The sequence below is a fragment of the Paraliobacillus zengyii genome (genome assembly GCF_003268595.1).
In the GTDB taxonomy this organism is placed as follows: domain Bacteria; phylum Bacillota; class Bacilli; order Bacillales; family Amphibacillaceae; genus Paraliobacillus_A; species Paraliobacillus_A zengyii.
Genome location: NZ_CP029797.1, coordinates 2,067,165 through 2,093,216, shown reverse-complemented (window position 1 = coordinate 2,093,216; position 26,052 = coordinate 2,067,165). Strand labels below are relative to the sequence as shown.

Here is a 26,052-nt window from a genome sequence, read left to right as displayed (position 1 = left end):
TATTATGTTTAAATGGATTGCAATCGGTCTACTTACGATTGTTGTATTTGCAACCGGTGCATGGGGTTATCAAGAACATCAAGAGAAAAATGAAATTTTAGTACAAGCAGAGAATAATTATCAGCGGGCCTTTCACGATTTAAGTTATGAAATGGATTTATTACATGACAAGATAGGTACTACCTTAGCCATGAATTCAAAAGAAAGAATATCGCCACAATTGATTGAAATTTGGAGAATAACATCAGAGGCACAAAGCGACGTAGGCCAATTACCACTAGTATTAATGCCTTTTAATAAAACAGAAGAATTTTTATCTGACATCGGTGATTTTAGTTACCGTGCATCTGTTCGTAACCTTGAACAAGAACCTTTAACCGATGATGAAATAAATACATTAAACGAGTTGTATCAAACTGCAGGTGATATAAAAAATGAATTACGAAAAGTACAGCACGCTGTTCTAGAGGAAAATTTACGTTGGATGGATGTTCAATTAGCTTTAGCATCTGAAGATGAACCGATGGATAATACGATTATAGATGGTTTTGAGACTGTTGAAGAGACATTAGGAGGCTATTCTGAAAGTGATCTATCCGCAAGTTTAACAGGAATATCTAATGAAACACATGAATTTAAGTTTATTAATGGTAAAAATATCTCAGAAACAAAAGTTGAAGATCGAATTCGTGAATTATTTGATTTAGATCAGGATATTGATTTAACTGTTGCCAAAAGTGGAGATGGTGCAACGATTCCAATGTACAGTGCTTCCTTTGAAAAAGATGATGAGCATGGATATATTGATATTTCAACAAAAGGCGGTCACCCGTTATCCTTTATGTTGAATCGCGAAATTAAAGATCAAAAGTTAAGTTTAAATGACGCACAGTTAGAAGCGGAAAAATTTCTTGAAAAAAATGGCTTTGAAAACATGGAAATGTTCCAAAGTAGCCAATATGATCATGTTGGTGTTTTTCAATTCTTATACCAACAAGATGATGTGCGTATTTATCCAGATAAAATTCAAATGAAAGTTGCATTGGATAATGGTGAAGTATTAGGTTTTATTGGAACGGACTTTTATAGAAACCATGTTGAAAGAAAAATTGAAGAACCAACATTATCAATAGATGAAGCAAAAGAGAAGGTAAATCCTTCTGTAGCTATTCAAGATCAGCATTTAGCTATTGTCGATGATAGTGGTATGGAAGAGGTTTTAGCATATGCATTTCTAGGGACGAAGGATAATGAAACATTTCGCATATTTATTAATGCGATGTCCGGTGCGGAAATTCATGTAGAAAGGTTAAAAACAGCCGAAGCAAAATGGAATGTTGATTAGGAAGGGAAAAACTCCTTTCCTTTTTTATTTTTCTTGAAATCTCTAAAAAGTTTACTTGCGTATTCTATATGTTCTTTGCGATAATACATATAGACGTGTGTAGAATTACCTAGAGAGAAGGAAACATTTTGATAAAAATTGGAACAACGCTTACATTAGAAGCTGAAAATGAGGATGGAGAAACGCATCGGTATCGTTGCAAGGTTGTAGAGATGAAAGGATCTACAATTTATATAGATTATCCAATTAATGAACAGAGTGGTAGAACTAGTATCTTTCCAAAGGGAACTATTTTTCAAGCGAATTTTATTGGTAATGATCAATCTATTTATCAATTTGACACAGAAATAAAAGGAAAAAAAACAGCGAATCTCCCTATGTTGCTACTACATTTTCCAAAAGATGATCTAAAGAGAATTCAAAGAAGAGAGTATGTCCGTGTATTGACTACCCTTGATGTATCTATTCATCATGCTAATCAAATCGACCAACCCTTTACGACAATTACCTATGATATAAGTGGTGGAGGTTTAGCTATCATTCTTCCTTCAAATCATGCTGTAGAACCTGGGAAAACAGTTTATATGTGGCTTGTTTTACCTATGCAATCAGGTGAAACTATTTATGTAACTGCCGAAGCTGAAGCAATACGCACTTATCAAAAAAAAGAATCAGATAGGCAACTACTATCTATGAAATTTACCAATATAAATGAAAAAGACAGACAAAAAATTATCCGTTATTGTTTTGAAATACAATTAAGAGAAAGACGGAAAGATCTTTAATTTGAGCATGATGTTATTTAGCAGGATAAGCTAAGTCTTGTCATTATGGCAGAAATTCCATAGAGGGTCTACGATTAAGCGACCCATCATCAAATATTCACCTTAATAGCGGAAAAGAAAGGTTGGAATCCCCAACCTTTTGACGATAAAAATAATATTTTGAAGGAAGAATAACGTTGATTTAAAAAATATGTTATTCTTTTAGATATACTAATTTATGAAATGGTTTTGTTTAGAGAGGAAGAATAGAAATGGTTGAAGAGAAAATAGCTATTGCTATTGATGGTCCAGCTGCAGCTGGAAAGAGCACAGTTGCTAAGATTGTAGCATCTGAATTGGATTATATATACATAGATACGGGTGCGATGTACCGAGCGATAACATTTAAAGCATTGCAGCAGAATGTTAGCTTAGAGAATAGCGATGCATTACATGAATTAATCGTAACGACTTCGTTGGAGTTAGATCAAGGTCAAAACGGTCAAAAAGTTTATCTTGATCAAATAGATGTGACGGAATTAATAAGAACGCAAGAGGTTACTAACCTTGTCTCTATTGTTGCAAAACATGCTAGCGTTCGTAACGAAATGGTTAAGCGACAACAACAGATGGCTGCAAAACGCGGTGTTGTAATGGACGGAAGAGATATTGGTACCCATGTCATTCCAGATGCAGAGGTGAAAATTTTCCTGATTGCATCAGTAGAAGAAAGAGCAGAGCGAAGACAAAAAGAAAATGATAGAAAAGGAATTGCTTCAGAACTTGAGCAGTTAAAGTATGAAATCGCAAAAAGAGATAAGCTAGACACAGAACGAGAAGTTTCTCCTCTTCTAAAAGCAAATGATGCAGTAGAGATTGATACAACAGCTTTATCAATTAAAGCAGTTAGTAGTAAGATATTAGACATTGTTCAGCGTGTAAAGGAGCAAAGCAGATGAGTTTCTATAATTTTGCTAAAAATCTTGTCGGATTATATGTTAAACCAGTATATCGTATGCACGTTATTGGAAAAGAAAATGTTCCACAACAAGGTCCTGTTATTATTTGTTCTAACCATATATCAAATTGGGATCCATTAGTTGTAGGTATAACTTGTCCACGTAATATATACTTTATGGCTAAAGAGGAATTATTTTCTAATAAAATTATTGGTACATTATTAAGAAAAGTGCATGCTTTCCCAATTAAGCGTGGTATGAAGGACCGTAATGCACTAAGATCTGGACTAGAAATCCTTAAAGGTGGAAATACATTAGGATTATTTCCAGAAGGCACGAGAAGTAAAAATGGAGAAGTTAGAGAAGGATTTTCAGGCATTGGTTTTTTTGCTTTGCGCTCGGATGCCAGAGTAGTTCCATGTGCTATTGTTGGGCCATACCAAAAAGGAAAAAGACTTAAGGTTGTATATGGCAAACCAATTAATATGGAAGAATTACGTGAAAGAAAGGCATCAGCACGAGAAGTGACGGATGTAATTATGGAAGAAATAAGGCAAATAAGACAGGCTAATTTATAAGTTTTCACTGCCTAACACTTGACAAACAGCTTGAAATATTAGAAGTTAGAAAAAAGGACATTGCAGTTTTGAGTTTTGTCGTAAATTGAAGGAGGCCTCTTGTATGGATGAAATGAATAATGAAGTATCAAATTTCAAAGAATTAACAGAAGGCGAAACAATTACAGGTAAAGTTGTAAAAGTAGAAGAAAAACAAGTATTAGTTGACATTGGTTACAAGGTAGAAGGAATTGTTCCTATTAGTGAATTATCTAGTCTTCACGTAGAAAAGGCAAGTGATGTTGTTAGTGAAGGTGACGAACTAACATTAAAAATTAAAAAAGTAGATGATGAAGAAATTGTTCTTTCTAAACGTGCTATTGATGCAGACAAAGCATGGGATGACTTAGAAGGTAAATTTAATAATGGTGAAATATTTGAAGCGACAGTTAAAGACGTGGTAAAGGGTGGATTAGTTGTCGATGTTGGTTTAAGGGGGTTCATTCCTGCTTCTCTAATAGAGGATCATTACGTTGAGGATTTCTCTGACTATCAAGATAAGGTACTAGCTTTGAAAGTTGTGGAATTCGATCGAGATCAAAACCGCTTGATTCTATCTCATCGTGCAGTAGTTGAAGCTGATCAGAGTGAAAAAAAACAAAAAGTATTGGCTTCCATAACCGAAGGTCAAATACTAGAAGGAAAAGTTGCGCGAATTACCAATTTCGGTGTGTTTGTTGATCTAGGTGGAATTGATGGACTTGTACACATTTCTCAACTATCACATGATCACGTTGAAAAAGCATCGGATGTCGTTTCAGAAGGTGAAGCAATTAAAGTAAAAGTCCTTGCAATTAATAAAGAAAACGAACGAATTTCACTTTCCGTAAAAGAAACAAAACCAGGACCGTGGGAAAATATTGAAGAAAAATTACAATCTGGTAGCATAGCGGAAGGGACAGTAAAACGTTTAGTTAACTTTGGAGCCTTTGTGGAAGTTTTGCCTGGAGTTGAGGGACTTGTACACATTTCGCAAATATCTACTGAACATATTGGTACGCCTCAAGAAGTATTGTCTGAAGGGCAGTCAATAAAAGTGAAGGTGTTAGATGTAAATGAAAAGGATAAGCGTGTTTCATTGAGTATTAAAGAAATAGAAGCCGATCAGAATCAACAAGATTTAAAAGCTTATGTAAAGGAAAGTGATCACGCAGGTTTTCAACTTGGTGATATGATTGGTAACAAATTAGATAAATATAAATAAATTAAGAGGAATCCGTGCTTATACTCATAAGCATGGATTTTTTTGCGTTTCATTACCTTAACTAATTTGTGTTTAAAAGTACGTATCAATAGCTATAATGGTTACTGGTGGTGATTAGGATGGATGGGGTTTTATTTTATTGGCTTGGCTGGATATTTTGGATTATTACAACATTTTTAATGCAAAAGGGGAAATTTAGAACAACATTATCTTTCTTTATATTGCTTATCATATCCCTATCTTTAGTGAAATTCACTATTCTGGGTTACGAGATAGGTCTGTCTTTTTGTATCGTTGTTTTAGGTTCATTTTTTCTTCTTACTAGACAAACCCGTAAAGTATACATGCTTTTTGTTATTATATTGATTGGTTTCAGCTACGCTGGTTTACGTTTATGGGAAGTTGTCAGCCCTATATGGGTGATTATACCTCGTATGTATTTATATGCTTTTATTGTAATTACACTTACGATGTTATGTAATCGTAAATACTTACAACGTTATTTAGTCTGTTGCCTTGCAGTAAGTTTTGGTGAAGTAGTTTATATCATGATAGTTGGTGAAATTGGCTGGAATCTCACAATTGGAGATAGTAATATATTGGACTTAATATGTTTACAAACTGCTTCCTTGTTTATTTTATATTTATGGACGGAAATAAAATTAAAGTTCGAGGATATACTACAACAAGTAGAACTGCAAAAGAAGAGGTGGACAAATGAATGAATACACATTACCAATTATTTTTGGCGTAACATTTGGGACAATTTCTCGTGCTATTATGCTTCGAACAGACTATCGACAGTATCCCACATATTTGCATGGAAAAGTAATTCATCTTGCCTTAGGTTTTATTGCTGCCGCCCTAGGTGCTGTTGCAATACCAGCTATTATGGAAAAGGAATTTACTGCCGTTACCTTCCTTACAATTGCTGCATCACAATTTAGAGAAGTTCGAAATATGGAACGTAATACATTAGCAGAATTAGATAGTTATGAGTTAGTTCCTAGAGGGAATACATACATTGAAGGTATTGCTGTAGCGTTTGAGAGCAGAAATTATCTTGTTATTTTCGTATCTTTTTTAACTACATTAATCTACATTGTGTTTAATTGGTGGATAGCATCAATTTTTGCTGTTTTTAGTTTTATCGTAGTGCGAAAATTAATGAGTGGTTCGACTATGAAAGAAATTGTAAACATTGAAAAGAAAGAAGTTCATTTTGACGGTGCTGGACTGTATGTTGATAATATCTACATTATGAATATTGGCCTCCCGGCTAGACAAAAAGAAATATTGCAGTATGGAATGGGTTTTGTACTCACGCCCAAAAATTTTAACGTCCGCTCTACTATAGCAAATTTAGGACAGAGACAGGCTATTTTACATGATGTTTCTGTTTCTTTAGGTGTGTTTCGTGATTCTGGAACACCGGCCCTTGTCCCATTAATTAAACGAGATCTAGATGACGGAAGAATTGGTGTTTTCATTTTACCTCAGAATCAAGACGTTGAAAAAGCTGTGAATGTCATTGGAGCCGTTCCAGTATTAGAAAATGCAATACGAATGCCTTCTGAGTCTAAAGCTAATAAAAAGAATAGAGGGAAGTAGGATGGATATAGAGAAAGCAATTTTAGCTATCATTACAACAAATGAAGAAAAAGTATCTGGTGGTGCACCTATTTTTTTGTGTAATAATAAAGATGAATTGGAAAAGGTTGCTGCAAATCTAGAAGCAATTATTGATGGTATCTGTCATGCACTTAGCGATGAATTATATATCATTGTGAAACATTAACTAATTTTTATGAGGTGTAACGGAATTTAGAGGTTAGAAAATTACTATTTTTTGGATATATGCTTTGATAAAATCAATTGTTGTTTAAAGTTACCGCTTTTGTTAAAATGTATAAGTTAAGGTTATAGAAATAGATTATTATCTGATAAATTGTAATTTCTATCTACTATAAGTGAAACACATTATATGAATGTATGAAGAAAGGATGTACCTTTCATGAGAAAATCAGTAGTAGCAATTGTAGGAAGACCAAACGTAGGTAAATCAACGATATTTAATCGACTTGTGGGGGAAAGGATCTCCATTGTAGAAGATACGCCTGGTGTTACGAGAGATCGTATTTATGCGCCGGCAGAATGGTTGACAACTACATTTAATCTTATTGATACAGGTGGTATTGAATTAGGCGATGAACCATTACTTGTTCAAATGCGAGAACAAGCTGATGTAGCCATTCGAGAAGCCGATGTTATTATTTTCATGGTAAATGGACGAGAAGGAATTACAGCTGCTGATGAAGAAGTAGCTAAAATCTTATTTAAATCAAACAAACCAGTTGTCTTAGCTGTAAATAAAGTAGATAATCCAGAGATGCGTGAACAAATTTATGAATTCTACTCACTCGGTTTTGGTGAGCCATATTCTATTTCTGGTACGCACGGGCTAGGACTAGGGGACCTTTTAGATAAAGTGGTATCGTATTTCCCATCCTTAGAGCAGGATGATGTTGATCAAGATACTATTCACTTTAGTTTAATTGGTAGACCAAATGTAGGGAAATCGTCATTAGTTAACTCCTTATTACAACAGGAACGTGTGATTGTTAGTAATATTCCAGGAACGACACGTGATGCGATTGATTCTCCTTTTACAAAAGATGACCAGGATTTTGTGATAATTGATACTGCTGGTATGCGTAAACGTGGTAAAATCTATGAGTCGACAGAAAGATATAGTATTTTACGTGCATTAAAAGCAATTGAGCGTTCAGACGTTGTTTTGACATTAATTGATGCTGAAACAGGTATTATTGAACAAGATAAAAAAATTGCAGGTTATGCACATCAGGCAGGTAAAGCTGTTGTTATTGTAGTGAACAAATGGGATACAGTGGTGTCTGATGATAAGGCGATGAAGGAATTCGAAGAAAAGATTCGTGTTCACTTTCCGTTTTTAGATTATGCACCAATTGTGTTTTTATCAGCTAAAACGAAAAAGCGTACGCAAACGTTAATTCCACAAGTCTTAATAGCTAGTGAGAATCATTCAAAACGTGTAGAAACAAACGTTTTAAATGACGTTATTATGGATGCTATTGCAACAAATCCAACCAGTACATTTAAAGGCAAGAAACTTAAGATATTATATGCAACACAAGTAGCAGTTAAACCTCCTAGTTTTGCTGTGTTTGTTAATGATCCAGAACTGTTGCACTTTTCATACGAAAGATTCTTAGAGAATCGTATACGTGCTGCTTTTGGATTTGAAGGCACGCCTATCAAAATATTTGCAAGACGCAGAAGTTAAATTAGGAGGGAGAAATAGATGGATAGAATTGCAGTGTTAGGTGCTGGAAGTTGGGGAACAGCTTTAGCTTTGGTATTAAAAGAGAATGGTCATGATGTTCGCTTATGGACAAATAAACAAGCGCATGCGGACAAAATGAACAGTACACATAAAAATGACGACTACTTGCCAGATATCGAAATACCGGATGATTTAGTTATAACGAATCATTTAGCCACAGCATTAAAAGAAGTTACTACAATTGTATTTGTCTTACCTACGAAAGCTATTCGTGAGGTTTGTAGACAAGTGGCTAAAACAATTGATCATAAAGTGACTATTATCCATGGTACAAAAGGAATTGAACCTAAATCATTTAAACGTGTTTCAGAAATGATGGAGGAAGAACTTCCAAAGAATCTTTTTGAGGAAATAGTTGTTTTATCTGGACCAAGTCACGCTGAGGAAGTAGCTATAAAACATCCTACAACAGTAACTGCTTCATCAAAAAGTATTGCTGAAGCACAAAAAGCACAGGATCTGTTTATTAATAAGGATTTCCGTGTGTATACTAGTCCAGATATGATAGGTGTAGAATTAGGAGGCTCTTTAAAAAATATTATTGCTTTAGGAGCAGGTATATCTGACGGTCTAGGATATGGTGATAATGCAAAAGCAGCTTTAATGACGAGAGGTTTGGCTGAAATAGCACGGTTAGGTACAGCAATGGGGGCAGATCCGTTAACATTTATCGGACTTAGCGGTGTTGGTGACTTGATTGTTACGTGTACAAGCGTTCATAGTCGAAATTGGAAAGCGGGTAACCTTTTAGCTAAAGGTAATGTACTTGATCATGTGTTAGAAGAAATGGGAATGGTTGTGGAAGGCGTTTATACAACAGAGGCAGCATATCATCTTTCGATTTCCCAAAAGATCGACATGCCTATTACGACGGGCTTATATCACATTCTATTTGAAAATGCTGATCCGAAAAATGTTGTTGATGAATTAATGACACGAATGCGACGCCATGAAATGGAAGATTTATCAGCTATTTTAAGTAATCGTTATATAGATTAACATCATGATTCCTCCTTGCATATAGTATGTTGAAGCTATTTAGTCAAGGAGGAGAAGTTCGTGAGCGATTACAAAAACAATATGTTTGATCAGATCCAGAAAAAATCCAATATTAAATCAGATGAGATAATAAAGGTAGCTAATTCTGTTCAAAATGCTGATTTTTCAAATGAAACAACAGTACGAAACCTAGTTAGACAGTTAGCTAAGATGGCAAATAAGCCAATTTCAAAAGAGAAAGAAGATAAGTTAGTCGAATCTATTACAAAGAATAATGTTCCAACTGATATAAACTCATTGAGTCAACTTTTTAAAAAGTAGACAGAACTGGGCATATGAGGATGCAAAATAGGATCATTAGCATAATATAAAACGCACAAGCATTCATTTTAGAGTTGCTTTGGGTATTATTTAGTCATACCGAGATAGAAATTGCCCCTTCTATCTCGGTCTTTTTTATACTTTTTTTAAAAATGACATTCTTTTTAGCATAAAAAGTGATTCTCTGTAGTAATAATCTTAGGAGTGGACAATTAGTTCAACTGGGCTTCATCTACATAAGATTTGACATTTTCGAATTTTTATTTTCATTCGAGTCATATTACAGTAGGACAATGTCATAGACTGTAAATGTCAAAGATTCGTAATCGTTTATGGTGAAGTAGATCGGGAGGGGATCACTTGGAAAGAGTTGATATTTTTAAAGATATCTCGAAACGAACGAATGGAGATATTTATTTAGGTGTTGTAGGAGCAGTACGTACTGGGAAATCTACATTCATTAAAAAATTCATGGAACAGGTTGTCTTACCTAATATTGCAGATGAAGGCGATCGTGCACGTGCACAAGATGAACTACCACAAAGTGCAGCGGGTAAAACGATTATGACAACTGAACCGAAATTTGTGCCAAATCAAGCGGTGTCCATCCATGTTGATGATGGTTTGGATGTAAATGTAAGGCTTGTAGACTGCGTTGGTTATGCAGTTGAGGGTGCACAAGGTTTCGAAGATGAAAATGGTCCAAGGATGATTCATACGCCGTGGTATGAAGAGCCAATTCCGTTTCATGAAGCAGCAGAGATTGGAACAAGGAAAGTTATTCAAGAGCATTCTACCATGGGTGTTGTTGTAACAACTGATGGATCGATAGGGGATATACCTCGTATTGACTACGTCGAAGCAGAACAACGTGTGGTTGATGAATTAAAAGAGGTGGGTAAACCTTTTATCATGGTGGTAAACTCTGTTCAGCCTTACCATCAAGATACAGAGCTACTCAGACAACAGCTTGCAGATGAATATGATATTCCTGTATTAGCTATGAGTGTAGAAAGTATGAAAGAACATGATGTATATAATGTATTGAGAGAAGCATTGTATGAATTTCCTGTTTTAGAAGTGAATGTTAACTTACCTAGTTGGGTAATGGTTTTAGATGATGATCATTGGTTACGAGAGAGCTATCAATTGGCAATTCAGGAAACAGTGAGAGATATTAAACGTTTGCGAGATGTAGATCGCGTTGTTGGTCAATTCGATGATTATGATTACATTGACCGTGCACAGATTGCTGGGATCCAAATGGGTGAGGGTATTGCTGAAATTGATTTGCAAGCTCCAGACCACTTATATGATCAAGTTTTAAAAGAAATAGTGGGAGAAGAAATCAGAGGTAAAGATCACTTACTTGAATTAATGCAAGATTTTGCGAAAGCAAAACGAGAATATGATCAAATTGCTGATGCTTTACAAATGGTTAAACAAACCGGCTATGGTGTAGCTGCACCATCGATAGCTGATATGGTGTTAGACGAGCCGGAGATCATTCGTCAAGGTGCAAGGTTTGGAGTCAGGTTAAAGGCAGTAGCGCCGTCTATTCACATGATTAAAGTAGAGGTAGAATCCGAGTTCGCACCAATTATCGGTACAGAGAAACAAAGTGAAGAGTTAGTGCGATACTTAATGCAAGACTTTGAAGATGATCCATTATCGATTTGGCAATCTGATATATTTGGTCGATCATTAAGTTCCATCGTACGTGAAGGTATCCAAGCGAAGTTATCATTGATGCCAGAAAACGCTAGATATAAATTAAAAGAGACATTAGAACGAATTATTAATGAAGGTTCTGGTGGCTTAATAGCAATTATCCTTTAACGGCTTGAATTCCAAGTCGTTTTTTGGTTTTTAAATGACTGAAAAACCTATCACATAAGCATTTATTAAGATTTCTCTTTAATTATATTTTATAATGTATCCTAGTAAAAAGTGGGCTTATTACTAGGTATAAAGAACAAAATATTATAATTATTGCTGTTTTTTGTTGAATTTAAGCAGAAAGTCGTTTATTATAAGCTTTGTCATCATTTTATTGATGATTGGAAGTATAAGTTGGATGAAATTAGTGAACAAATGGAATATTGCCATTTTAGTTCGATGCTTCAACGTAAATGATTTTGGGAGGAGGTGAATATCATGAACAAAACAGATCTTATCAATTCAGTCGCTGAAAAAAGTGAACTATCCAAGAAAGATGCTACAAAAGCTGTAGATGCAGTTTTTGAATCTATCATGGATTCACTTAAAGATGGTGAAAAAGTACAATTGATCGGTTTCGGTAACTTTGAAGTGCGCGAACGTGCTGCACGTAAAGGACGTAACCCTCAAACAGGTGCTGAGATTGAAATTGCAGCAAGTAAAGTACCAGCTTTTAAAGCAGGTAAAGCCCTTAAAGATATTGTAAAATAATTTTTTACATACGGGCATGAGTGAAGGGTGCATATTGCACCCTTTTTCTTTTACAATTTTCTTCTTACATATTTAGGAGGTGCTTTTTATGCAGGATGTAAATAAAGGTGAATATTTCATTGTTAAAGCACTAGAAAATGGTGTTCAAGTAATCGGTTTGACTAGAGGTACTGATACACGGTTTCATCATGCTGAAAAATTAGATGAGGATGAAATTTTAGTTGTTCAATTTACAGAGCACACTTCAGCAATTAAAATTAAAGGTAAAGCAATTATTCAATCAAATGTTGGAGAAGTTAGAAATGATAATTAATTGTTACTACATACATAAAAAAAGCGGAATTATATATCTTATGTTATAATTATGTTTAGAAATTAAGGGGTTTTAAAGAAGGGTTTGGGTGAAAAGTATGTCGGGTTTGTCCATCAAACATATACAAGAGGAATTAGAGGATATCTTACAAGATTCTTATTTGCAAAAGCATCTACAAAAACCCGAGATCGATAATGATAAACTCATGATATTGTATACATTAATACAAAATACAAATTATACTGATATAAAGAAAAAGAATTATGTTATCACTACAATGTTAGTGCAAATTGCATTAGATACACATGACTTGGTAACTGAAAATAATATAGAAGAATCTGATACATATAAAAGAAACAGGCAATTAACGGTATTGGCTGGAGATTATTATAGTGGCCTATATTACTATATGCTCGCAAAGCTTGACGACATACCGATGATTCGCACACTAGCATCAGCGATTAAAGAAATTAATGAGTTAAAGATGATGATCTATTATGAAGTGCATGATTCAATCTCAGATCTCATGGAAAATATAAAAAGTCTAGAATCAATTTTGGTTATACGCGTAGCCGAACATTTTAACAGGTCAGCGATTAACGAGTTTGCGAAAAATTGGTTATTTACACGAAAATTAATTAAAGAGAAGCACCTTTTTATAACAGATCAAAGAGCACCATTAGTAGAATTTTTGATCCATGGCCAAGATTTTAATCTCACATATAATCAAGTAGACCAAACAATTGAATCATTTATCTATAAACATTTACTCGTCTCAAAAGAGCTTGTGGATTTTCTGCCTACACACTATCAAATGTTGAAAAATGATGTTCATAATCTATATGCAGAGAACTACACGCCTAACAAAATCGCGATGGAAGAAGGGTAATCAGTGGCCGAGCAATCAAAAGAAGAACGTGTACATCACGTATTTGAAAAAATATATAAACGATATGATTTTATGAATTCAGTTATATCTTTTAACAGGCATAAATCTTGGCGGAAAAATGTCATGAAAACCATGCAAGTAGAAGCTGGAAATCAAGCATTAGATGTATGCTGTGGAACTGGTGACTGGTCATTTGCTTTAGCTGATGCAACAGGGAAAAGTGGCAAAGTAATTGGATTAGATTTTAGTAAAAATATGTTATCTGTTGCAGGAAATAAATTAGATAAAAAAACGTATCCTCAACTGGAGTTTGTTGAAGGGAATGCAATGGCACTTCCTTTTGAGTCAAACTCATTTGACTATGTGACAATCGGTTTTGGGTTACGGAATGTACCTGATTACAAAAAAACACTTGAGGAAATGACAAGAGTTGTTAAACCAGGTGGAAAAGTTGTTTGTCTAGAAACATCACAACCAACTGCTCTAGGATTTCGTCAGTTGTATTACTTCTACTTTCGTTTCATTATGCCATTAGTTGGTAAACTTATAGCGAAAAGTCAAGATGAATATGCATGGTTACACGAATCAGCTAAAGCATTCCCAGGTAAAAAAGAATTAAAAGAGTTATTTGAAGAAGTTGGACTGAAGTCTGTGAAAGTAAAAGGATATACTGGTGGTGTTGCAGCTATGCATCTAGGTGAAAAACCAAACCATCTGTAAATTAAATCATAAAGGTGAACAGAATGAAATTAGCAATGACCTATGCGTATTTAAAACCAGATCTTCAATTAATTGAAAAGGCATTGGAAGAAACGGTTAAAGCGGATCATCCCGTTTTAGGAGAAGCTTCTACGCAACTTTTACATGCTGGAGGAAAACGGCTAAGACCAGTGTTTGTTTTACTAGCCGGCCAGTTTGGAGTATACGATTTAGAAAAAATAAAAGCTGTTGCTGTATCAGTTGAGATGATTCACATGGCTTCTTTGGTCCATGACGATGTAATTGATGAGTCTGAACTAAGGAGAGGTAAACCAACTGTTAAAGCTAAATGGGACAACCGAATTGCAATGTATACGGGTGATTATATCTTTGCTCGTTCCTTAGAATATCTGACTATAATAAATAACGCAAAAGCACATCAAATTCTATCTAAAACAATGGTTGAATTAACCATTGGTGAAATGGAACAAATAAAGAGTAAATTTAATGTAAATCAGAATGTACGGCACTATCTGAGAAGAGTAAAACGTAAAACTGCTTCCTTAATAGCTGCTAGTTGTCAATTAGGTGCAATTGCTGGAGAAGTTCCTAAGGAGCAAGAGATTTTATTATATCGATATGGTTATTATATTGGCATGTCTTATCAAATTATAGATGACATTTTAGATTTCACGGCTTCGGCACAACAATTAGGTAAACCAGCGGGTAGTGATTTAATGCAAGGTAATATAACATTACCTGTCCTATACGCGATGAGAGATCATTATTTTTATCAGCAGTTAAAAGAAGTATTTTCTGATCCGATGAATATCAATATGAAGATGCCAGCACTTATAAAACAAATTAAGAATTCAGATGCTATTGATGCTTCTTTTAGATTAAGCAATCTTTATTTAGAAAAAGCTTACCATGCATTAGATGCCCTACCTGATATAAAAGCAAAAGAAACGTTAAAAGACATCGCTACTTACATAGGAAATCGAAAAACATAATTACATTAGGAAAAGAGGATACTCATGGATAATACGTTTATTATGATAAAACCTGATGGTGTAAAAAGAGCTATAATTGGTGAACTCATTTCTAGATTTGAGAAAAAAGGTTATCGGATGATTACTGCTAGAATGTTAACAATGACGAGTGAAGTTGCAAACCAACATTATCAAGAACATCGAAATAAAGAATATTATCCTGGACTAAAAGAATATATAACCTCTGGACCTGTATTTGCAATGGTTTGGGCAGGAGAAGATATAGTAGAGCAATCGAGAATGATGATAGGTGCAACCGATCCTGCTCAAGCAGAGGCGGGAACGATAAGAGCTGATTATGGAACAGATAAAAGAAGAAACGTGATACACAGTTCGGATTCTTTGCAAAATGCAAGGCGAGAAATCAATTTATTTTTTCCAGACTTGTAAAGGTTTTTTAATTATATATTTAGTAAGAACGTTTCATTCCCTTTTAATGGGTGAGGCTTAGCTTATTATTATCTATGTTAGGGGATATTAAGATGACTGACTATCAAACGTTTAGCGATTCAATAAAGAAAAAAACAGGAATTGATTTATCATTGTATAAAGAAGTTCAAATGAAAAGAAGATTGACTTCGTTACGTGATAAAAAAGGGTTCTCTGATTTTAATTCATATTATAAAGCGTTAGTTTCAGATAAAGAATTAATGGAAGAATTTCTAGATAAAATGACTATTAATGTGTCAGAGTTTTATCGGAATTCAACAAGATGGAATGTATTAGAAAATAAGATTTTGCCGGATTTACTTAAAAAAAATAAAAAATTAAAAATTTGGAGTGCTGCCTGTTCGACTGGTGATGAGCCATATACGCTTGCGATGATGTTAAGTCAATACGTTGACTTGGCTAATGTTAGTATTTTAGCAACTGATATTGATGATAAAATTTTAGAACGTGCTAGAAAAGGTATATATACTGAACGTGCATTAAATGAAGTACCACCTAAATTAAAGAGCCAGTTTTTTAAACAAGAGGGAGCACTTTATGTTATTGATGATAAGATAAAGAAATCTATCACTTTTAAAAAACATAATCTTTTATCGGATCCGTACCAATCTAATTTTGATTTAATTGTTTGTCGTAATGTACTTATTTATTTTACAGAAGAGGCTAAAACAACTATTTATAATAAATTCAATAATGCTTTAGTTGAAAAAGGTGTGTTTTTTGTCGGAAGTACCGAACAAATTTTCACTCCTGAAAAATTTGGTTTTGAAGTTTTGGATACCTTTTTTTATCAAAAGAATTAGCATAGACAAATTAAATTAATCGTATATCAATCGTCCAGTAAATCACATTTATGGTAAAATATAAATGATTTGTATTGGACGATTCTAAACTTTTCGAAAAAAATGAATAATCTATTAATTGCAACCACACAGATGGTTCAAGGTATGGTATAGTAATACAAAATTGTAATCACACGGGGGGATTTTAATGCGTTACTTAACAGCAGGCGAGTCACATGGTAAACAACTAACAACAATAGTAGAAGGCTTACCAGCTTTAATGCCATTGACATCAGAAAATATTAATCATTCTTTATTACGTCGTCAAAAAGGGCATGGACGAGGTAAACGGATGCAAATTGAAAAGGATTTAGTTGACATTGCAGGTGGCGTTCGACATGGCTATACGTTGGGTTCGCCAATCGCGATGGTTATCAGCAATGATGATTTTGCACATTGGGAAGATATTATGGGAGAAGATCCAATCGAAAGTGATCAGGATATTAGAAGAAAAGTTACACGTCCACGCCCTGGACATGCTGATTTAAATGGTGCTTTAAAATATGGCCATCGTGATATGCGTAATATATTAGAACGTTCTTCTGCTAGAGAAACTGCAGCTAGAGTTGCTGCAGGTGCTGTAGCTAAAACAATGCTTACTCATTTAGGAATCGAAATAGTTGGATATGTAAAAGAAATTGCTGGCATTAAGGCAAAAGAAATCGAAACCTTGTCAATCAAAGAAAAAATGGAAGTTTCAGAAGCATCTCCTGTACGTTGTCTTGATGAAAATGCAGGACAGGAAATGATGGATGCTATTGATAAAGCCAAAAAAGACGGTGACTCAATTGGTGGAGTTTGTGAAGTATACATAGAAGGCATGCCAGCGGGTGTTGGTTCTTATGTGCACTATGATCGCAAATTAGACGCTAAAATTGCCGGAGCAGTTCAAAGTATTAACGCCTTTAAAGGTGTGGAATTTGGAATTGGTTTTGAAGCTGCTAGAAAAAATGGTAGTCAAGTTCACGATGAAATCGCTTGGGATAAAGAACAAGGGTATTATAGAAAAACCAATCGTTTAGGTGGATTTGAAGGTGGAATGTCTACTGGCATGCCAATCGTTGTAAAAGGTGTTATGAAACCTATACCAACACTTTATAAACCATTACAAAGTGTTGATATTGAAACAAAAGAAGTTTTTAATGCAAGTATAGAAAGATCTGACTCATGTGCAGTTCCGGCTGCTGCCGTTGTAATGGAACACGTTGTAGCATTCGAAGTTGCAAAAGCTATACTAGAACAATTTCCACATGATCAGTTTCCTAAATTACAAGAAGCGGTGAAACAATATCGTGAAGAATTAAGGTGCTTTTAATGGAAACCATAACAGTAAAGACGAGTACAAATAAGTATAATGTTACTATTGGAACCAAATTACGCTTTGATACGGACAAATTCATATCAAAGTCGTATAGCGGTATATTTATTATTTCAGATAGCAATGTAGAATCGTTATACTTACAAGACGTTCTAACGTCCTTACAAAAACATCAAGAAGTTAATTATACAATTGTACCTGCAGGTGAAAGTTCTAAAAGTGTTCGTGTATATTTCGATGTCATTACACAAGCGTTACAATATGGACTAGATCGACATGGATTAATAATCGCATTGGGTGGAGGTATGGTTGGTGATTTAGCTGGCTTTGTTTCTTCTACCTTTATGCGAGGGATAGATTATATTCAAATGCCAACAACTATTCTGGCACATGATAGTAGTGTAGGTGGTAAGGTAGCGATTAACCACCCAGAAGGGAAGAACTTAATCGGTAACTTTCACCCGCCACAAGCAGTCATTTATGATGTAGAAACATTACATACACTCACACAAACAGAAATTCGTTCTGGTTATGCAGAAATAGCTAAACATAGCTTAATTAGTCCTAAACCGTTTTGGGATAAAATTAGTTCTGTTAATGTAAAAGATGCTTTGTCTGAAGAAGTATTAATGGATCACTTGTTAAAAGGGATTGCAGTAAAAGCATCAATTGTGGAACAAGATGAAAGAGAGAGTAACATCCGTCAGTATTTAAATTTCGGACATACGTTAGGTCACGCTCTAGAAGCTGAGTTAGGTTATGGGGAAATTACACATGGAGAAGCAGTTGGAATTGGAATGCTATTTGCTATCCGTGTTAGTGAATATTTTTATGATAATAACAATAAGTTACCTTATCATGAATTATTGACATGGCTTAGAACAAATCAGTATCCATTCGATCTACCGCGGTTACAAATAAATAAGTTAATAGATCGTATGAAAAAAGACAAAAAGGCTAGAAATCATAACGTTCAGATGGTATTACTTAAATCAGTTGGTGAACCAGCAATTGAATTGATTGATGACCATAACTTAGCGATATTACTAGAGAAATTTTTACGAGAGTTGGTGGGCTATTGATACGTGGTGTTCGAGGTGCGACAACTGTTGTACATAACGAAGCGCAAGAAATATTAAGAAATACAAATGAATTAGTAAGCGAAATGATTAAAGCGAATCAGATTCAGCCAGAGAGCGTTTCAAATGTATTAGTATCCGTAACGTCCGACTTAAATGCAACCTTTCCTGCAAAACCAATTAGAGAACTTGATGGGTGGATGTATGTCCCCGTGATGTGCATGCAAGAAATAGATGTCCCAGGAAGTTTAGAAAAGTGTATTCGAATTATGATGACAGTTGACACAGAACAAACACAAAAAGAAATCAGACATGTCTATCATCACAATGCGACAAAACTTAGACCAGACCTATTGAATTAACGTTAGGAGCGAATTAAAATGAATGGAAAAAAAGTATTTGAAGAAATGACACCTTATAAACCGGGAAAGCAGACGGAAGAAGTAATGAAAGAATATGGTCTAAAGAACATAGTGAAACTGGCATCAAATGAGAATCCATTCGGTTATTCAGATAAAGTAAAAAATGCAATTCCATCTTTAGCTACTAATTTTGAAATTTATCCTGATGGCTATACAACAGAACTTAGAAAAGTGTTAGCAGCAAAATTACAAGTGGATAAAGACCAACTTGTATTTGGTTGTGGTTCTGATGAAGTTGTTGATATTATCTGCCGAACTTTTCTTGAAGAGGGTTCTAATACAATCATTGCTAATCCAACGTTTCCTCAATATAAACATAACGCACTTATTCAAGGCGCTACTGTTAAAGAAATACCACTACTTAATGGCTATCATGATCTACAAGGCATGTTAGATGCAGTTGATAATAAAACAAAAATAGTCTGGTTATGTACACCAAATAATCCAACAGGCTGTTTAATTAACGAGGAGTCTTTAACGATATTTATGGATGAATGTCCTAGTGATGTTCTAGTTGTTGTTGATGAAGCTTATTATGAGTATGTTACCGCTGAAAATGCTCCAGATGCGATTAAAGCATTAGATAAATATCCAAATTTAATTGTTTTACGTACCTTTTCAAAAGCATATGGACTTGCAGGTCTTCGTATAGGATACGGGGTAGCGAATGAAAAAGTTACTACTCTATTAAATATAACAAGAGGTCCTTTCAATACAACGAGTGTTGCACAAGGAGCTGCAGTTGTTGCTTTAGAAGATATTGACTTTCTTTCTTATTCATTAACAGAAACTGAGAAGAATAAACAAGCATTTTTGGATTTCTTAGATGAACTGAATTTAGAATATTATGATTCCGAAACCAATTTTGTTTTTGTTAAATTACCTACTAGCGGTGATATGTTATTTGAACACTTATTGAGTAAAGGATATATCATTCGTTCTGGAGAAGCATTAGGACATCCTAATGGTGTGCGGATAACTATTGGAAAGAAAGAAGACATGGAACAAATACAAGCACATATTCGCGCATTTTTGACTCCTATATTAAAAGGTATGGAATCGTGAAACAAACCGTTTTAGTTGCGGGATTGGGATTAATTGGCGGTTCTCTCGCTGTTAATATTAAAGATAATACGGACCATTATGTTATTGGTTACGATGTTAATTCCAACACATTGGACTATTCTATAATGAATGGAATAATAGATGAAGCTTATACTGTTTTTTCTGAAGCATTAAAACTAGCGGACTACTGTATTTTAGCAGCACCGGTTTCAAAGACGGTCGAATTAATTGAGCAATTAAATGAAATAGAGATTAAAAAACCTTTGCTTATTTCAGATGTTTCTTCCGTGAAATCCCCTGTTGTCGAAGCAGCTAAAGGAATTGAATCAAATCTGATCACTTTTATCGGCGGACATCCAATGGCGGGCTCACATAAAAAGGGTATACAAGCTGCAAAAGGACATCTTTTTGAAAATGCCATCTATATTTTAACACCAGAGAAATCATGTCCAAAGAAACATATAAACGCTTTAAAAATGCTGCTAGAAGGTACAAGAAGTAGTTTTTTGGTGTTAGAACCGACTGAACATGATGAAATGACAAGTGTGATCTCACATTTCCCACATTTAATTGCTTCTTCACTTGTCCATCAAGCAAAAAAATGGCAAAAAAAACACGTTAATATTCCTACATTAGCAGCTGGTGGATTTCGTGATATCACCCGAATTGCTTCTAGTAATCCAGCAATGTGGCAAGATATCTTTTTTCAAAATAAAAAAGTGATCGCCAATCTTTTAGAAGACTGGATCAAAGAAATGGATCAACTGAAAAACTTGTTGGATATGAATGAGAAAGATGTAATGTACCAATACTTGGAAGAAGCTAGAGAATACCGAGACGGTCTAGAAACAAAGAAAAAAGGAGCTATTCCATCTTTTTATGATTTATATATTGATATATTTGATCAAACAGGTGCGTTGTTAAAAGTTGTATCCTTATTAGCAGAACATGAAATCAGTATTAAAAACATTGAAATTCTTGAAATTAGAGAAGGTATTACTGGTGTACTTCGGTTAAGTTTTATTACCCAAGAAGATCAAATTGAAAGTCATCGATTATTAGTCAAAAAGGGCTATGAAACAATGCTTCAAGAATAGGAGGTCGTAATCATATGGATAGTAAAAAGTTATCTCCAATCACATCTGGTTTAAGTGGTGATATATACGTTCCAGGTGATAAATCAATTTCACATCGTGCCATTATATTTGGCTCACTTAGTTATGGTAAAACATCTATTACTAATTTTTTGGATGGCGAAGATTGTATGCGTTCCATTCATGCTTTTCAAGCAATGGGAGTAGTCATCAAGAAAGAAGCTCAGGAAGTTACAATAGAGGGTTCTGGTGTAGAAGGATTATTAGAGCCGCTAACACCAATTAATTTAGGGAATTCTGGGACAACAGCTCGCTTACTAATAGGGGTGTTAGCGGGATTACCTTTTCATGTCACGTTATATGGAGACGATTCTTTATCAGTAAGACCAATGGATCGTGTAACAGTTCCGTTAAGAGAAATGGGTGCCCATATTGATGGAAGAGAAAATGGTAAGTACCTTCCTTTAGCAATGCGTGGTGGGAATCTCCATTCGATTTCCTTTGAATCACCAGTTAAAAGTGCGCAAGTTAAATCTGCCATCTTATTAGCTGGTTTATTAGCAGAGGGTTCCACGGAAGTTATAGAAAAAACCACAACAAGAAACCACACTGAGAATATGTTGCAAGCATTTGGTGGAGATATTACGGTAGAGAATGAGAAAATAATAGTAGACGGAGAACAGAAATTAACGGGTACAACGATTCAAGTACCAGGCGATATTTCTTCAGCTGCATTCTTCCTTGTTGCTGCAGCAATTGTACCTAATAGTGAATTAACCATACGAGACGTTGGTTTAAATCATACTCGAACAGGTATTATAAATGTACTTCAGTTAATGGGTGTTGATATTGATGTAGTAGAAGAACGTCATATAGGTGGAGAGACGATTGGATCGATAACTGTTCGTTCGTCAGATGTGAAAGGAATTGAAATTGGTGGAGATTTAATTCCTAGAATGATTGATGAAATTCCAATTGTAGCATTGCTTGCGACCCAAGCAAAAGGAACTACGATTATTCGCGATGCAGAAGAATTGCGATATAAAGAAACAGATCGAATTGCTTCCGTTGTCAATACATTACAAGCACTAGGTGCGTCGGTTACAGCAACAAATGATGGTATGATAATAGAAGGACAATCAAAATTAACTGGTGGTTCAGTAGACTCATTAGGAGATCATCGTATTGGAATGATGATTGCAATCGCATCGTTAATCACTACTGATCAGGTAACATTAAATAACCCAGACTGTATAAACATATCTTATCCAACATTTTTTGAACACTTGGATAAAAGTATAAAAAAATAATTACTTTATAATTAATCAGACACCCTCTGCGTATGTAACAATAAATTTAAAAATGGGGGTGTTTTTTTGTTTGGCTATGTTAAAGGAATTCATTGATAGTTGGATAAAAACAAATAGAATGCTTTATATTAAATGAATTAACTTTCTAACTTGAAAAATAAGCGCTTATCATTGGTTGTCATTCGTTTGGATTATAGCTGTTCTATTACTTGATATTCTTTAAACAGCTCTGCATTCTAAAAAAGTTGTCAATAACGGATTAAGCCTAGACTCCAACGTAACGTTCCTTACATCGGAATCATCATCAACTACGACTTAACTCACCAGATTACTTCGCTCTGAAAATCCACTACGCTTTCCGCAGGCACGTCTTCAGCTAACTTGGAAGAAAGACACTTCCAAGTGGATCTTCAGATCGCGCTGTTCCTGCAGGAGTCGTAGTGGATTTTCATCGCTGGTCGGTAATATGTTTATTGATGAAGTTACAATATCAACAATTACAGACTTTTTCGGACTTTAAGTTCTTTCTAGCGAAGGAAGCAAATGGATGACACTCCTGTGCCCAAGGAAAGGGCATCCATTTGCTGACGTAGCGGATTAAAAAGCTCCACTACGTAGCAGTTTCTCTCAAGTGTGAAGTCAAATTCTAATTTGAATTGAGAAATTTAAGTTAACTACTATTAAATAAATAACAGTGGCGACTACTAATTAATTGCTGTTAAAACACTTTTTAGTTATTATGGAGCTATCGATAGTTATATTTTATGACAGAGAGGTTGGACGTGAAAATGGAAGAAATACATCGAGCTATTAAATTAATGGAACAATATAAAACAGAAGAGGCAATTAAGGTTCTAGAAGAATTCTTACCACAAGCGAATGAGGATGAAAAATATACCATTGCAGAATTATATAAACAATGGGGCATGCTAGAAGAAGCGAAGATGATTTTGCTAGGTATTGTACAACAATATCCAGATGAAACGGATTTAAAGTTAATGTTAGCTGACATACATATTGACTTACAAGAGGATCAAGAAGCAATTGAATTGCTAAACAAATTCAATCCACAAGATGAAGAATACTTAGCTGTTTTATTGCAATTAGCTGATCTTTACCAAACCCAAGGTCTATTTGAAGTTGCTGAACAAAAGTTACTAGAGGCAAAGCAACTTGATCCTGCTGAAACGTTACTTGATTTTGCATTAGGTGAGCTTTCTTTTTCAAATGGTGAATATCTAAAAGCGATTCCCTATTATGAGAAAGTCTATGCCATGCAACAAGTAATGGCGGAAGTGGAAATTCCTGTAAGACTTGCTGAATGCTATGCAGCAACTGGTGAATTTGAGAAAGCGATAGAATATTTTCAACTCGTTGAAACAGATGATGTGGATGTGCTATTCCGCTATGGTTTTATTGGCTATCGCGCAGATCGGTATGATATTGCTAAACAGGCATGGGAACAAGTAATAGAATTAGATCCCGAATATCAATCTGTCTATCTATATTTAGCAGAAGTATACGAAGCGGAAGGGCTTATTCAAGAGGCCTATGAAACGGCAAAAAAAGGCTTAGATATGGATGAATTAAACAAGGACTTATATCTTGTAGCAGGTTCATTAGCACGGAAAATGGGTGATCATGCGGCAGGTTATCAGCTAGCAAGAGAAGCGGTTAGTATTGATCCAGGATTTAAAGAGGCTGTTCTGTTTTTAGTTGAAAGTTATAAACACGATCAAGATCAAGAGGCAATAATAGACCTGTTAACGCATAGTATTGAACAAGGGGAAGAAGAAGGTTATTATAAATGGGAACTTGCGAAAGCATATAAAGAAGAAGAATCCTTCTCTGAAGCACTAAAATTTTATCAAGATGCATATAATACTTTTAAGGATGATGAGGATTTCCTTAAAGAATATGGTTACTTTCTAGTAGAAGAGGGGAGGAGAAACGAAGCGATTACGATATTAGAACGTTACTTAGGTTTGGAACCAAGTGATACAGAATTAGAAGAATATATTGCAAGGTTAAAAGACCAAGCTGAAGATTATTAATATAGCTATGTTGTATTGAACTAGCACATAATGACGATTATAATACTTTTCTTACATCTGGTGTTTTACTTTCCTATAGTCGGTTTAGGAGGGATATAATTTGGATACATCTGTTTCTGTACAAGATAAAAAACTATTTATTCGTTGGTTTTTGCAAAATTACCAATTAAAAAAAAGAGAAAGCGTCTGGATATTGAACTATTTAACAAACCATGATGCTTTATTAGCGCATGTTCACTTTATTAGAGAAGCACGCTATTGCCCAAGAGGGATTGTTATATCTACGCATTGCTCGAATGATGTACCTTTTCGTTTTTATAAAAATCATATTGTTACAACCGATGCTGAGAAATCTTTTCATGATATAAGGTTGAATCGAAGTGACCCCATTTATGTACAATTAAGTTTTGAAAATGCCCATCAAAATGCTAATTATGTAGCGGTTTTAGAGGATAATCCATATTTATCTGAAGACTTTTTTATTACGAAAAGGGAAAAGGAAATAGCTAAAGAGGTTCTAGAATATACAATTTATCAATCACAAAAGAAACGATTAGAAGACAAAATTGATGAAGCGCTAGATAAACGAGATCAGATTGCTTTTACAATGTATATTGATCAATTAAATGGGTTAATAGACCCAAATAAGAAATAGCTTTTACGCTTGATATGTAGGCACGTACATGCTATGTTTAATTTTAATCAGTAAATAGTGTATAATCAGGAAACTCCTTCCTTATTGGTTGGGGTTTCTTATTTGAGTGGAGAGGAATAAATGATGAATTACCTAAGGTTGATATTAAAGAACAGAACTTTCTTGATTCTTTTATGGATGATTAATTTTTTTGGAACGATTTACGGTTATATGTGGTATGAAGGCCAACTAGCGAACACACCTGCTAAGTTTTTGATTTTTGTGCCGGATAGTCCAACAGCCAGTTTATTTTTCACCATATTTTTAACGTTTTTTATTTTTGGTAAAAACATTCCATATATTGAAGCATTAGCAATAGTCACTTTGTTTAAGTATGGTGTTTGGGCAGTTGTGATGAATCTTCTTATGTTACTAGTGAATGGTTCTCTCTCTTGGGCAGGGTATATGTTAATAGCTTCCCATGGCGCAATGGCTATACAAGGACTTTTATATGCGCCTCATTATAAAATAAAGATTCGCCATTTAGTTGTGGCTGCAGTTTGGACATTTCATAATGATTTTATTGATTATGTTTATAATATGATGCCCAGATATAGTAGTTTAGATCTGTATATGAATGAGATTGGTTATTTCACCTTCTGGTTAAGTGTATTTTCGGTAGCGTTGGCATATTATTTAACGATTCGAAGCAGAAATCAAATAGATTTATCCTAATTCATCTGGTCTAAGCTCGTCCTTCTTCTCATACATTAAGTATTAAGTAAGGAAGAATGAATGAGAGAAGGG

General features: G+C 34.6%; 28 protein-coding genes. All 28 read left to right on the top strand.

Annotation, left to right across the window (positions count from 1 at the left end; genetic code table 11):
• Positions 1 to 4: 4 nt before the first annotated feature.
• The 28 genes from ypeB to lhaT all read left to right on the top strand — a co-directional run bounded on the left by ypeB (position 5) and on the right by lhaT (position 25,980).
• On the top strand, positions 5 to 1,345 hold the full coding sequence (ypeB, locus tag DM447_RS10610) for a germination protein YpeB (RefSeq protein WP_112181197.1): 1,341 nt from the start codon (positions 5 to 7) through the stop codon (positions 1,343 to 1,345).
• Positions 1,346 to 1,473: 128 nt separating this feature from the next.
• Complete coding sequence (locus DM447_RS10605) at positions 1,474 to 2,130, top strand: flagellar brake protein (protein ID WP_112181196.1); 657 nt, start codon at positions 1,474 to 1,476, stop codon at positions 2,128 to 2,130.
• A 251-nt stretch (positions 2,131 to 2,381) separates the two neighbouring features.
• On the top strand, positions 2,382 to 3,068 hold the full coding sequence (gene cmk, locus DM447_RS10600; RefSeq protein WP_112181195.1) for a (d)CMP kinase: 687 nt from the start codon (positions 2,382 to 2,384) through the stop codon (positions 3,066 to 3,068).
• A complete protein-coding gene (locus DM447_RS10595) occupies positions 3,065 to 3,646 on the top strand; it encodes a lysophospholipid acyltransferase family protein (protein ID WP_112181194.1) in 582 nt (193 codons plus the stop codon). Before cmk ends, DM447_RS10595 begins: the two co-directional genes overlap by 4 nt.
• A gap of 103 nt (positions 3,647 to 3,749) precedes the next feature.
• Positions 3,750 to 4,889, top strand: coding sequence for a 30S ribosomal protein S1 (gene rpsA, locus DM447_RS10590; protein WP_112181193.1), 1,140 nt, complete (start codon positions 3,750 to 3,752; stop codon positions 4,887 to 4,889).
• A 119-nt stretch (positions 4,890 to 5,008) separates the two neighbouring features.
• Entirely contained in the window at positions 5,009 to 5,614 is a 606-nt protein-coding gene (locus DM447_RS10585) for a YphA family membrane protein (RefSeq protein WP_112181192.1), read from the top strand.
• Complete coding sequence (locus DM447_RS10580) at positions 5,607 to 6,500, top strand: YIEGIA family protein (RefSeq protein ID WP_112181191.1); 894 nt, start codon at positions 5,607 to 5,609, stop codon at positions 6,498 to 6,500. The genes DM447_RS10585 and DM447_RS10580 overlap by 8 nt, the downstream gene beginning before the upstream one ends.
• Before the next feature lies 1 nt (position 6,501).
• A complete protein-coding gene (locus tag DM447_RS10575) occupies positions 6,502 to 6,687 on the top strand; it encodes a capping complex subunit for YIEGIA (RefSeq protein ID WP_112181190.1) in 186 nt (61 codons plus the stop codon).
• Between the two features lie 216 nt (positions 6,688 to 6,903).
• Complete coding sequence (gene der / locus DM447_RS10570) at positions 6,904 to 8,214, top strand: ribosome biogenesis GTPase Der (protein WP_112181189.1); 1,311 nt, start codon at positions 6,904 to 6,906, stop codon at positions 8,212 to 8,214.
• A gap of 18 nt (positions 8,215 to 8,232) precedes the next feature.
• Complete coding sequence (locus DM447_RS10565; RefSeq protein WP_112181188.1) at positions 8,233 to 9,273, top strand: NAD(P)H-dependent glycerol-3-phosphate dehydrogenase; 1,041 nt, start codon at positions 8,233 to 8,235, stop codon at positions 9,271 to 9,273.
• Between the two features lie 60 nt (positions 9,274 to 9,333).
• A complete protein-coding gene (locus tag DM447_RS10560; protein WP_112181187.1) occupies positions 9,334 to 9,594 on the top strand; it encodes a stage VI sporulation protein F in 261 nt (86 codons plus the stop codon).
• Positions 9,595 to 9,954: 360 nt separating this feature from the next.
• Positions 9,955 to 11,433 carry a stage IV sporulation protein A gene (gene spoIVA, locus DM447_RS10555; protein WP_112181186.1) on the top strand — a complete coding sequence of 493 codons (1,479 nt, stop codon included), beginning with the start codon at positions 9,955 to 9,957 and terminating at the stop codon, positions 11,431 to 11,433.
• 318 nt (positions 11,434 to 11,751) lie between these two features.
• Positions 11,752 to 12,024, top strand: a complete 273-nt coding sequence (locus tag DM447_RS10550; RefSeq protein WP_112181185.1) for an HU family DNA-binding protein — start codon at positions 11,752 to 11,754, stop codon at positions 12,022 to 12,024.
• Positions 12,025 to 12,112: 88 nt separating this feature from the next.
• Positions 12,113 to 12,337, top strand: a complete 225-nt coding sequence (gene mtrB, locus DM447_RS10545) for a trp RNA-binding attenuation protein MtrB (RefSeq protein WP_112181184.1) — start codon at positions 12,113 to 12,115, stop codon at positions 12,335 to 12,337.
• A 97-nt stretch (positions 12,338 to 12,434) separates the two neighbouring features.
• The gene (locus DM447_RS10540; protein WP_232824055.1) at positions 12,435 to 13,226 is read left to right on the top strand and encodes a heptaprenyl diphosphate synthase component 1; all 792 of its coding nucleotides are present in this window, start codon (positions 12,435 to 12,437) and stop codon (positions 13,224 to 13,226) included.
• Between the two features lie 3 nt (positions 13,227 to 13,229).
• A complete protein-coding gene (locus tag DM447_RS10535) occupies positions 13,230 to 13,946 on the top strand; it encodes a demethylmenaquinone methyltransferase (RefSeq protein ID WP_112181182.1) in 717 nt (238 codons plus the stop codon).
• A gap of 23 nt (positions 13,947 to 13,969) precedes the next feature.
• The gene (gene hepT / locus DM447_RS10530) at positions 13,970 to 14,938 is read left to right on the top strand and encodes a heptaprenyl diphosphate synthase component II (protein ID WP_112181181.1); all 969 of its coding nucleotides are present in this window, start codon (positions 13,970 to 13,972) and stop codon (positions 14,936 to 14,938) included.
• A 24-nt stretch (positions 14,939 to 14,962) separates the two neighbouring features.
• A complete protein-coding gene (gene ndk / locus DM447_RS10525) occupies positions 14,963 to 15,367 on the top strand; it encodes a nucleoside-diphosphate kinase (RefSeq protein ID WP_112181180.1) in 405 nt (134 codons plus the stop codon).
• Between the two features lie 92 nt (positions 15,368 to 15,459).
• The gene (locus tag DM447_RS10520) at positions 15,460 to 16,230 is read left to right on the top strand and encodes a CheR family methyltransferase (protein ID WP_112181179.1); all 771 of its coding nucleotides are present in this window, start codon (positions 15,460 to 15,462) and stop codon (positions 16,228 to 16,230) included.
• Between the two features lie 187 nt (positions 16,231 to 16,417).
• Positions 16,418 to 17,584, top strand: coding sequence for a chorismate synthase (gene aroC / locus DM447_RS10515; RefSeq protein ID WP_112181178.1), 1,167 nt, complete (start codon positions 16,418 to 16,420; stop codon positions 17,582 to 17,584).
• Positions 17,584 to 18,669, top strand: a complete 1,086-nt coding sequence (gene aroB, locus DM447_RS10510; RefSeq protein ID WP_112181177.1) for a 3-dehydroquinate synthase — start codon at positions 17,584 to 17,586, stop codon at positions 18,667 to 18,669. Before aroC ends, aroB begins: the two co-directional genes overlap by 1 nt.
• The gene (gene aroH, locus DM447_RS10505) at positions 18,666 to 19,028 is read left to right on the top strand and encodes a chorismate mutase (RefSeq protein ID WP_112181176.1); all 363 of its coding nucleotides are present in this window, start codon (positions 18,666 to 18,668) and stop codon (positions 19,026 to 19,028) included. The genes aroB and aroH overlap by 4 nt, the downstream gene beginning before the upstream one ends.
• Positions 19,029 to 19,046: 18 nt before the next feature.
• On the top strand, positions 19,047 to 20,153 hold the full coding sequence (gene hisC, locus DM447_RS10500; RefSeq protein ID WP_112181175.1) for a histidinol-phosphate transaminase: 1,107 nt from the start codon (positions 19,047 to 19,049) through the stop codon (positions 20,151 to 20,153).
• On the top strand, positions 20,150 to 21,250 hold the full coding sequence (locus DM447_RS10495) for a prephenate dehydrogenase (protein WP_199286606.1): 1,101 nt from the start codon (positions 20,150 to 20,152) through the stop codon (positions 21,248 to 21,250). The genes hisC and DM447_RS10495 overlap by 4 nt, the downstream gene beginning before the upstream one ends.
• A gap of 14 nt (positions 21,251 to 21,264) precedes the next feature.
• The gene (gene aroA / locus DM447_RS10490) at positions 21,265 to 22,557 is read left to right on the top strand and encodes a 3-phosphoshikimate 1-carboxyvinyltransferase (RefSeq protein ID WP_112181173.1); all 1,293 of its coding nucleotides are present in this window, start codon (positions 21,265 to 21,267) and stop codon (positions 22,555 to 22,557) included.
• Positions 22,558 to 23,345: 788 nt separating this feature from the next.
• Positions 23,346 to 24,611 carry a tetratricopeptide repeat protein gene (locus DM447_RS10485; protein ID WP_112182725.1) on the top strand — a complete coding sequence of 422 codons (1,266 nt, stop codon included), beginning with the start codon at positions 23,346 to 23,348 and terminating at the stop codon, positions 24,609 to 24,611.
• 100 nt (positions 24,612 to 24,711) lie between these two features.
• Positions 24,712 to 25,266, top strand: coding sequence for a ReoY family proteolytic degradation factor (locus DM447_RS10480; RefSeq protein ID WP_112181172.1), 555 nt, complete (start codon positions 24,712 to 24,714; stop codon positions 25,264 to 25,266).
• A gap of 123 nt (positions 25,267 to 25,389) precedes the next feature.
• On the top strand, positions 25,390 to 25,980 hold the full coding sequence (gene lhaT / locus DM447_RS10475; RefSeq protein ID WP_112182724.1) for a lipoprotein heptaprenylglyceryl N-acetyltransferase LhaT: 591 nt from the start codon (positions 25,390 to 25,392) through the stop codon (positions 25,978 to 25,980).
• Positions 25,981 to 26,052: the final 72 nt, after the last annotated feature.

Excerpts from the sequence above, each read along its gene's own strand:
- aroB (WP_112181177.1), top strand. The coding sequence starts at position 17,584 with ATGGAAACCATAACAGTAAAGACGAGTACAAATAAGTATAATGTTACT.
- DM447_RS10485 (WP_112182725.1), top strand. The coding sequence starts at position 23,346 with ATGGAAGAAATACATCGAGCTATTAAATTAATGGAACAATATAAAACA.
- DM447_RS10585 (WP_112181192.1), top strand. The coding sequence starts at position 5,009 with ATGGATGGGGTTTTATTTTATTGGCTTGGCTGGATATTTTGGATTATT.
- aroC (WP_112181178.1), top strand. The coding sequence starts at position 16,418 with ATGCGTTACTTAACAGCAGGCGAGTCACATGGTAAACAACTAACAACA.
- der (WP_112181189.1), top strand. The coding sequence starts at position 6,904 with ATGAGAAAATCAGTAGTAGCAATTGTAGGAAGACCAAACGTAGGTAAA.
- DM447_RS10575 (WP_112181190.1), top strand. The coding sequence starts at position 6,502 with ATGGATATAGAGAAAGCAATTTTAGCTATCATTACAACAAATGAAGAA.
- DM447_RS10565 (WP_112181188.1), top strand. The coding sequence starts at position 8,233 with ATGGATAGAATTGCAGTGTTAGGTGCTGGAAGTTGGGGAACAGCTTTA.
- DM447_RS10550 (WP_112181185.1), top strand. The coding sequence starts at position 11,752 with ATGAACAAAACAGATCTTATCAATTCAGTCGCTGAAAAAAGTGAACTA.
- ypeB (WP_112181197.1), top strand. The coding sequence starts at position 5 with ATGTTTAAATGGATTGCAATCGGTCTACTTACGATTGTTGTATTTGCA.
- DM447_RS10520 (WP_112181179.1), top strand. The coding sequence starts at position 15,460 with ATGACTGACTATCAAACGTTTAGCGATTCAATAAAGAAAAAAACAGGA.
- DM447_RS10580 (WP_112181191.1), top strand. The coding sequence starts at position 5,607 with ATGAATGAATACACATTACCAATTATTTTTGGCGTAACATTTGGGACA.
- rpsA (WP_112181193.1), top strand. The coding sequence starts at position 3,750 with ATGGATGAAATGAATAATGAAGTATCAAATTTCAAAGAATTAACAGAA.
- lhaT (WP_112182724.1), top strand. The coding sequence starts at position 25,390 with ATGAATTACCTAAGGTTGATATTAAAGAACAGAACTTTCTTGATTCTT.
- cmk (WP_112181195.1), top strand. The coding sequence starts at position 2,382 with ATGGTTGAAGAGAAAATAGCTATTGCTATTGATGGTCCAGCTGCAGCT.
- DM447_RS10595 (WP_112181194.1), top strand. The coding sequence starts at position 3,065 with ATGAGTTTCTATAATTTTGCTAAAAATCTTGTCGGATTATATGTTAAA.
- hepT (WP_112181181.1), top strand. The coding sequence starts at position 13,970 with ATGAAATTAGCAATGACCTATGCGTATTTAAAACCAGATCTTCAATTA.
- aroA (WP_112181173.1), top strand. The coding sequence starts at position 21,265 with ATGGATAGTAAAAAGTTATCTCCAATCACATCTGGTTTAAGTGGTGAT.
- mtrB (WP_112181184.1), top strand. The coding sequence starts at position 12,113 with ATGCAGGATGTAAATAAAGGTGAATATTTCATTGTTAAAGCACTAGAA.
- DM447_RS10540 (WP_232824055.1), top strand. The coding sequence starts at position 12,435 with ATGTCGGGTTTGTCCATCAAACATATACAAGAGGAATTAGAGGATATC.
- hisC (WP_112181175.1), top strand. The coding sequence starts at position 19,047 with ATGAATGGAAAAAAAGTATTTGAAGAAATGACACCTTATAAACCGGGA.
- ndk (WP_112181180.1), top strand. The coding sequence starts at position 14,963 with ATGGATAATACGTTTATTATGATAAAACCTGATGGTGTAAAAAGAGCT.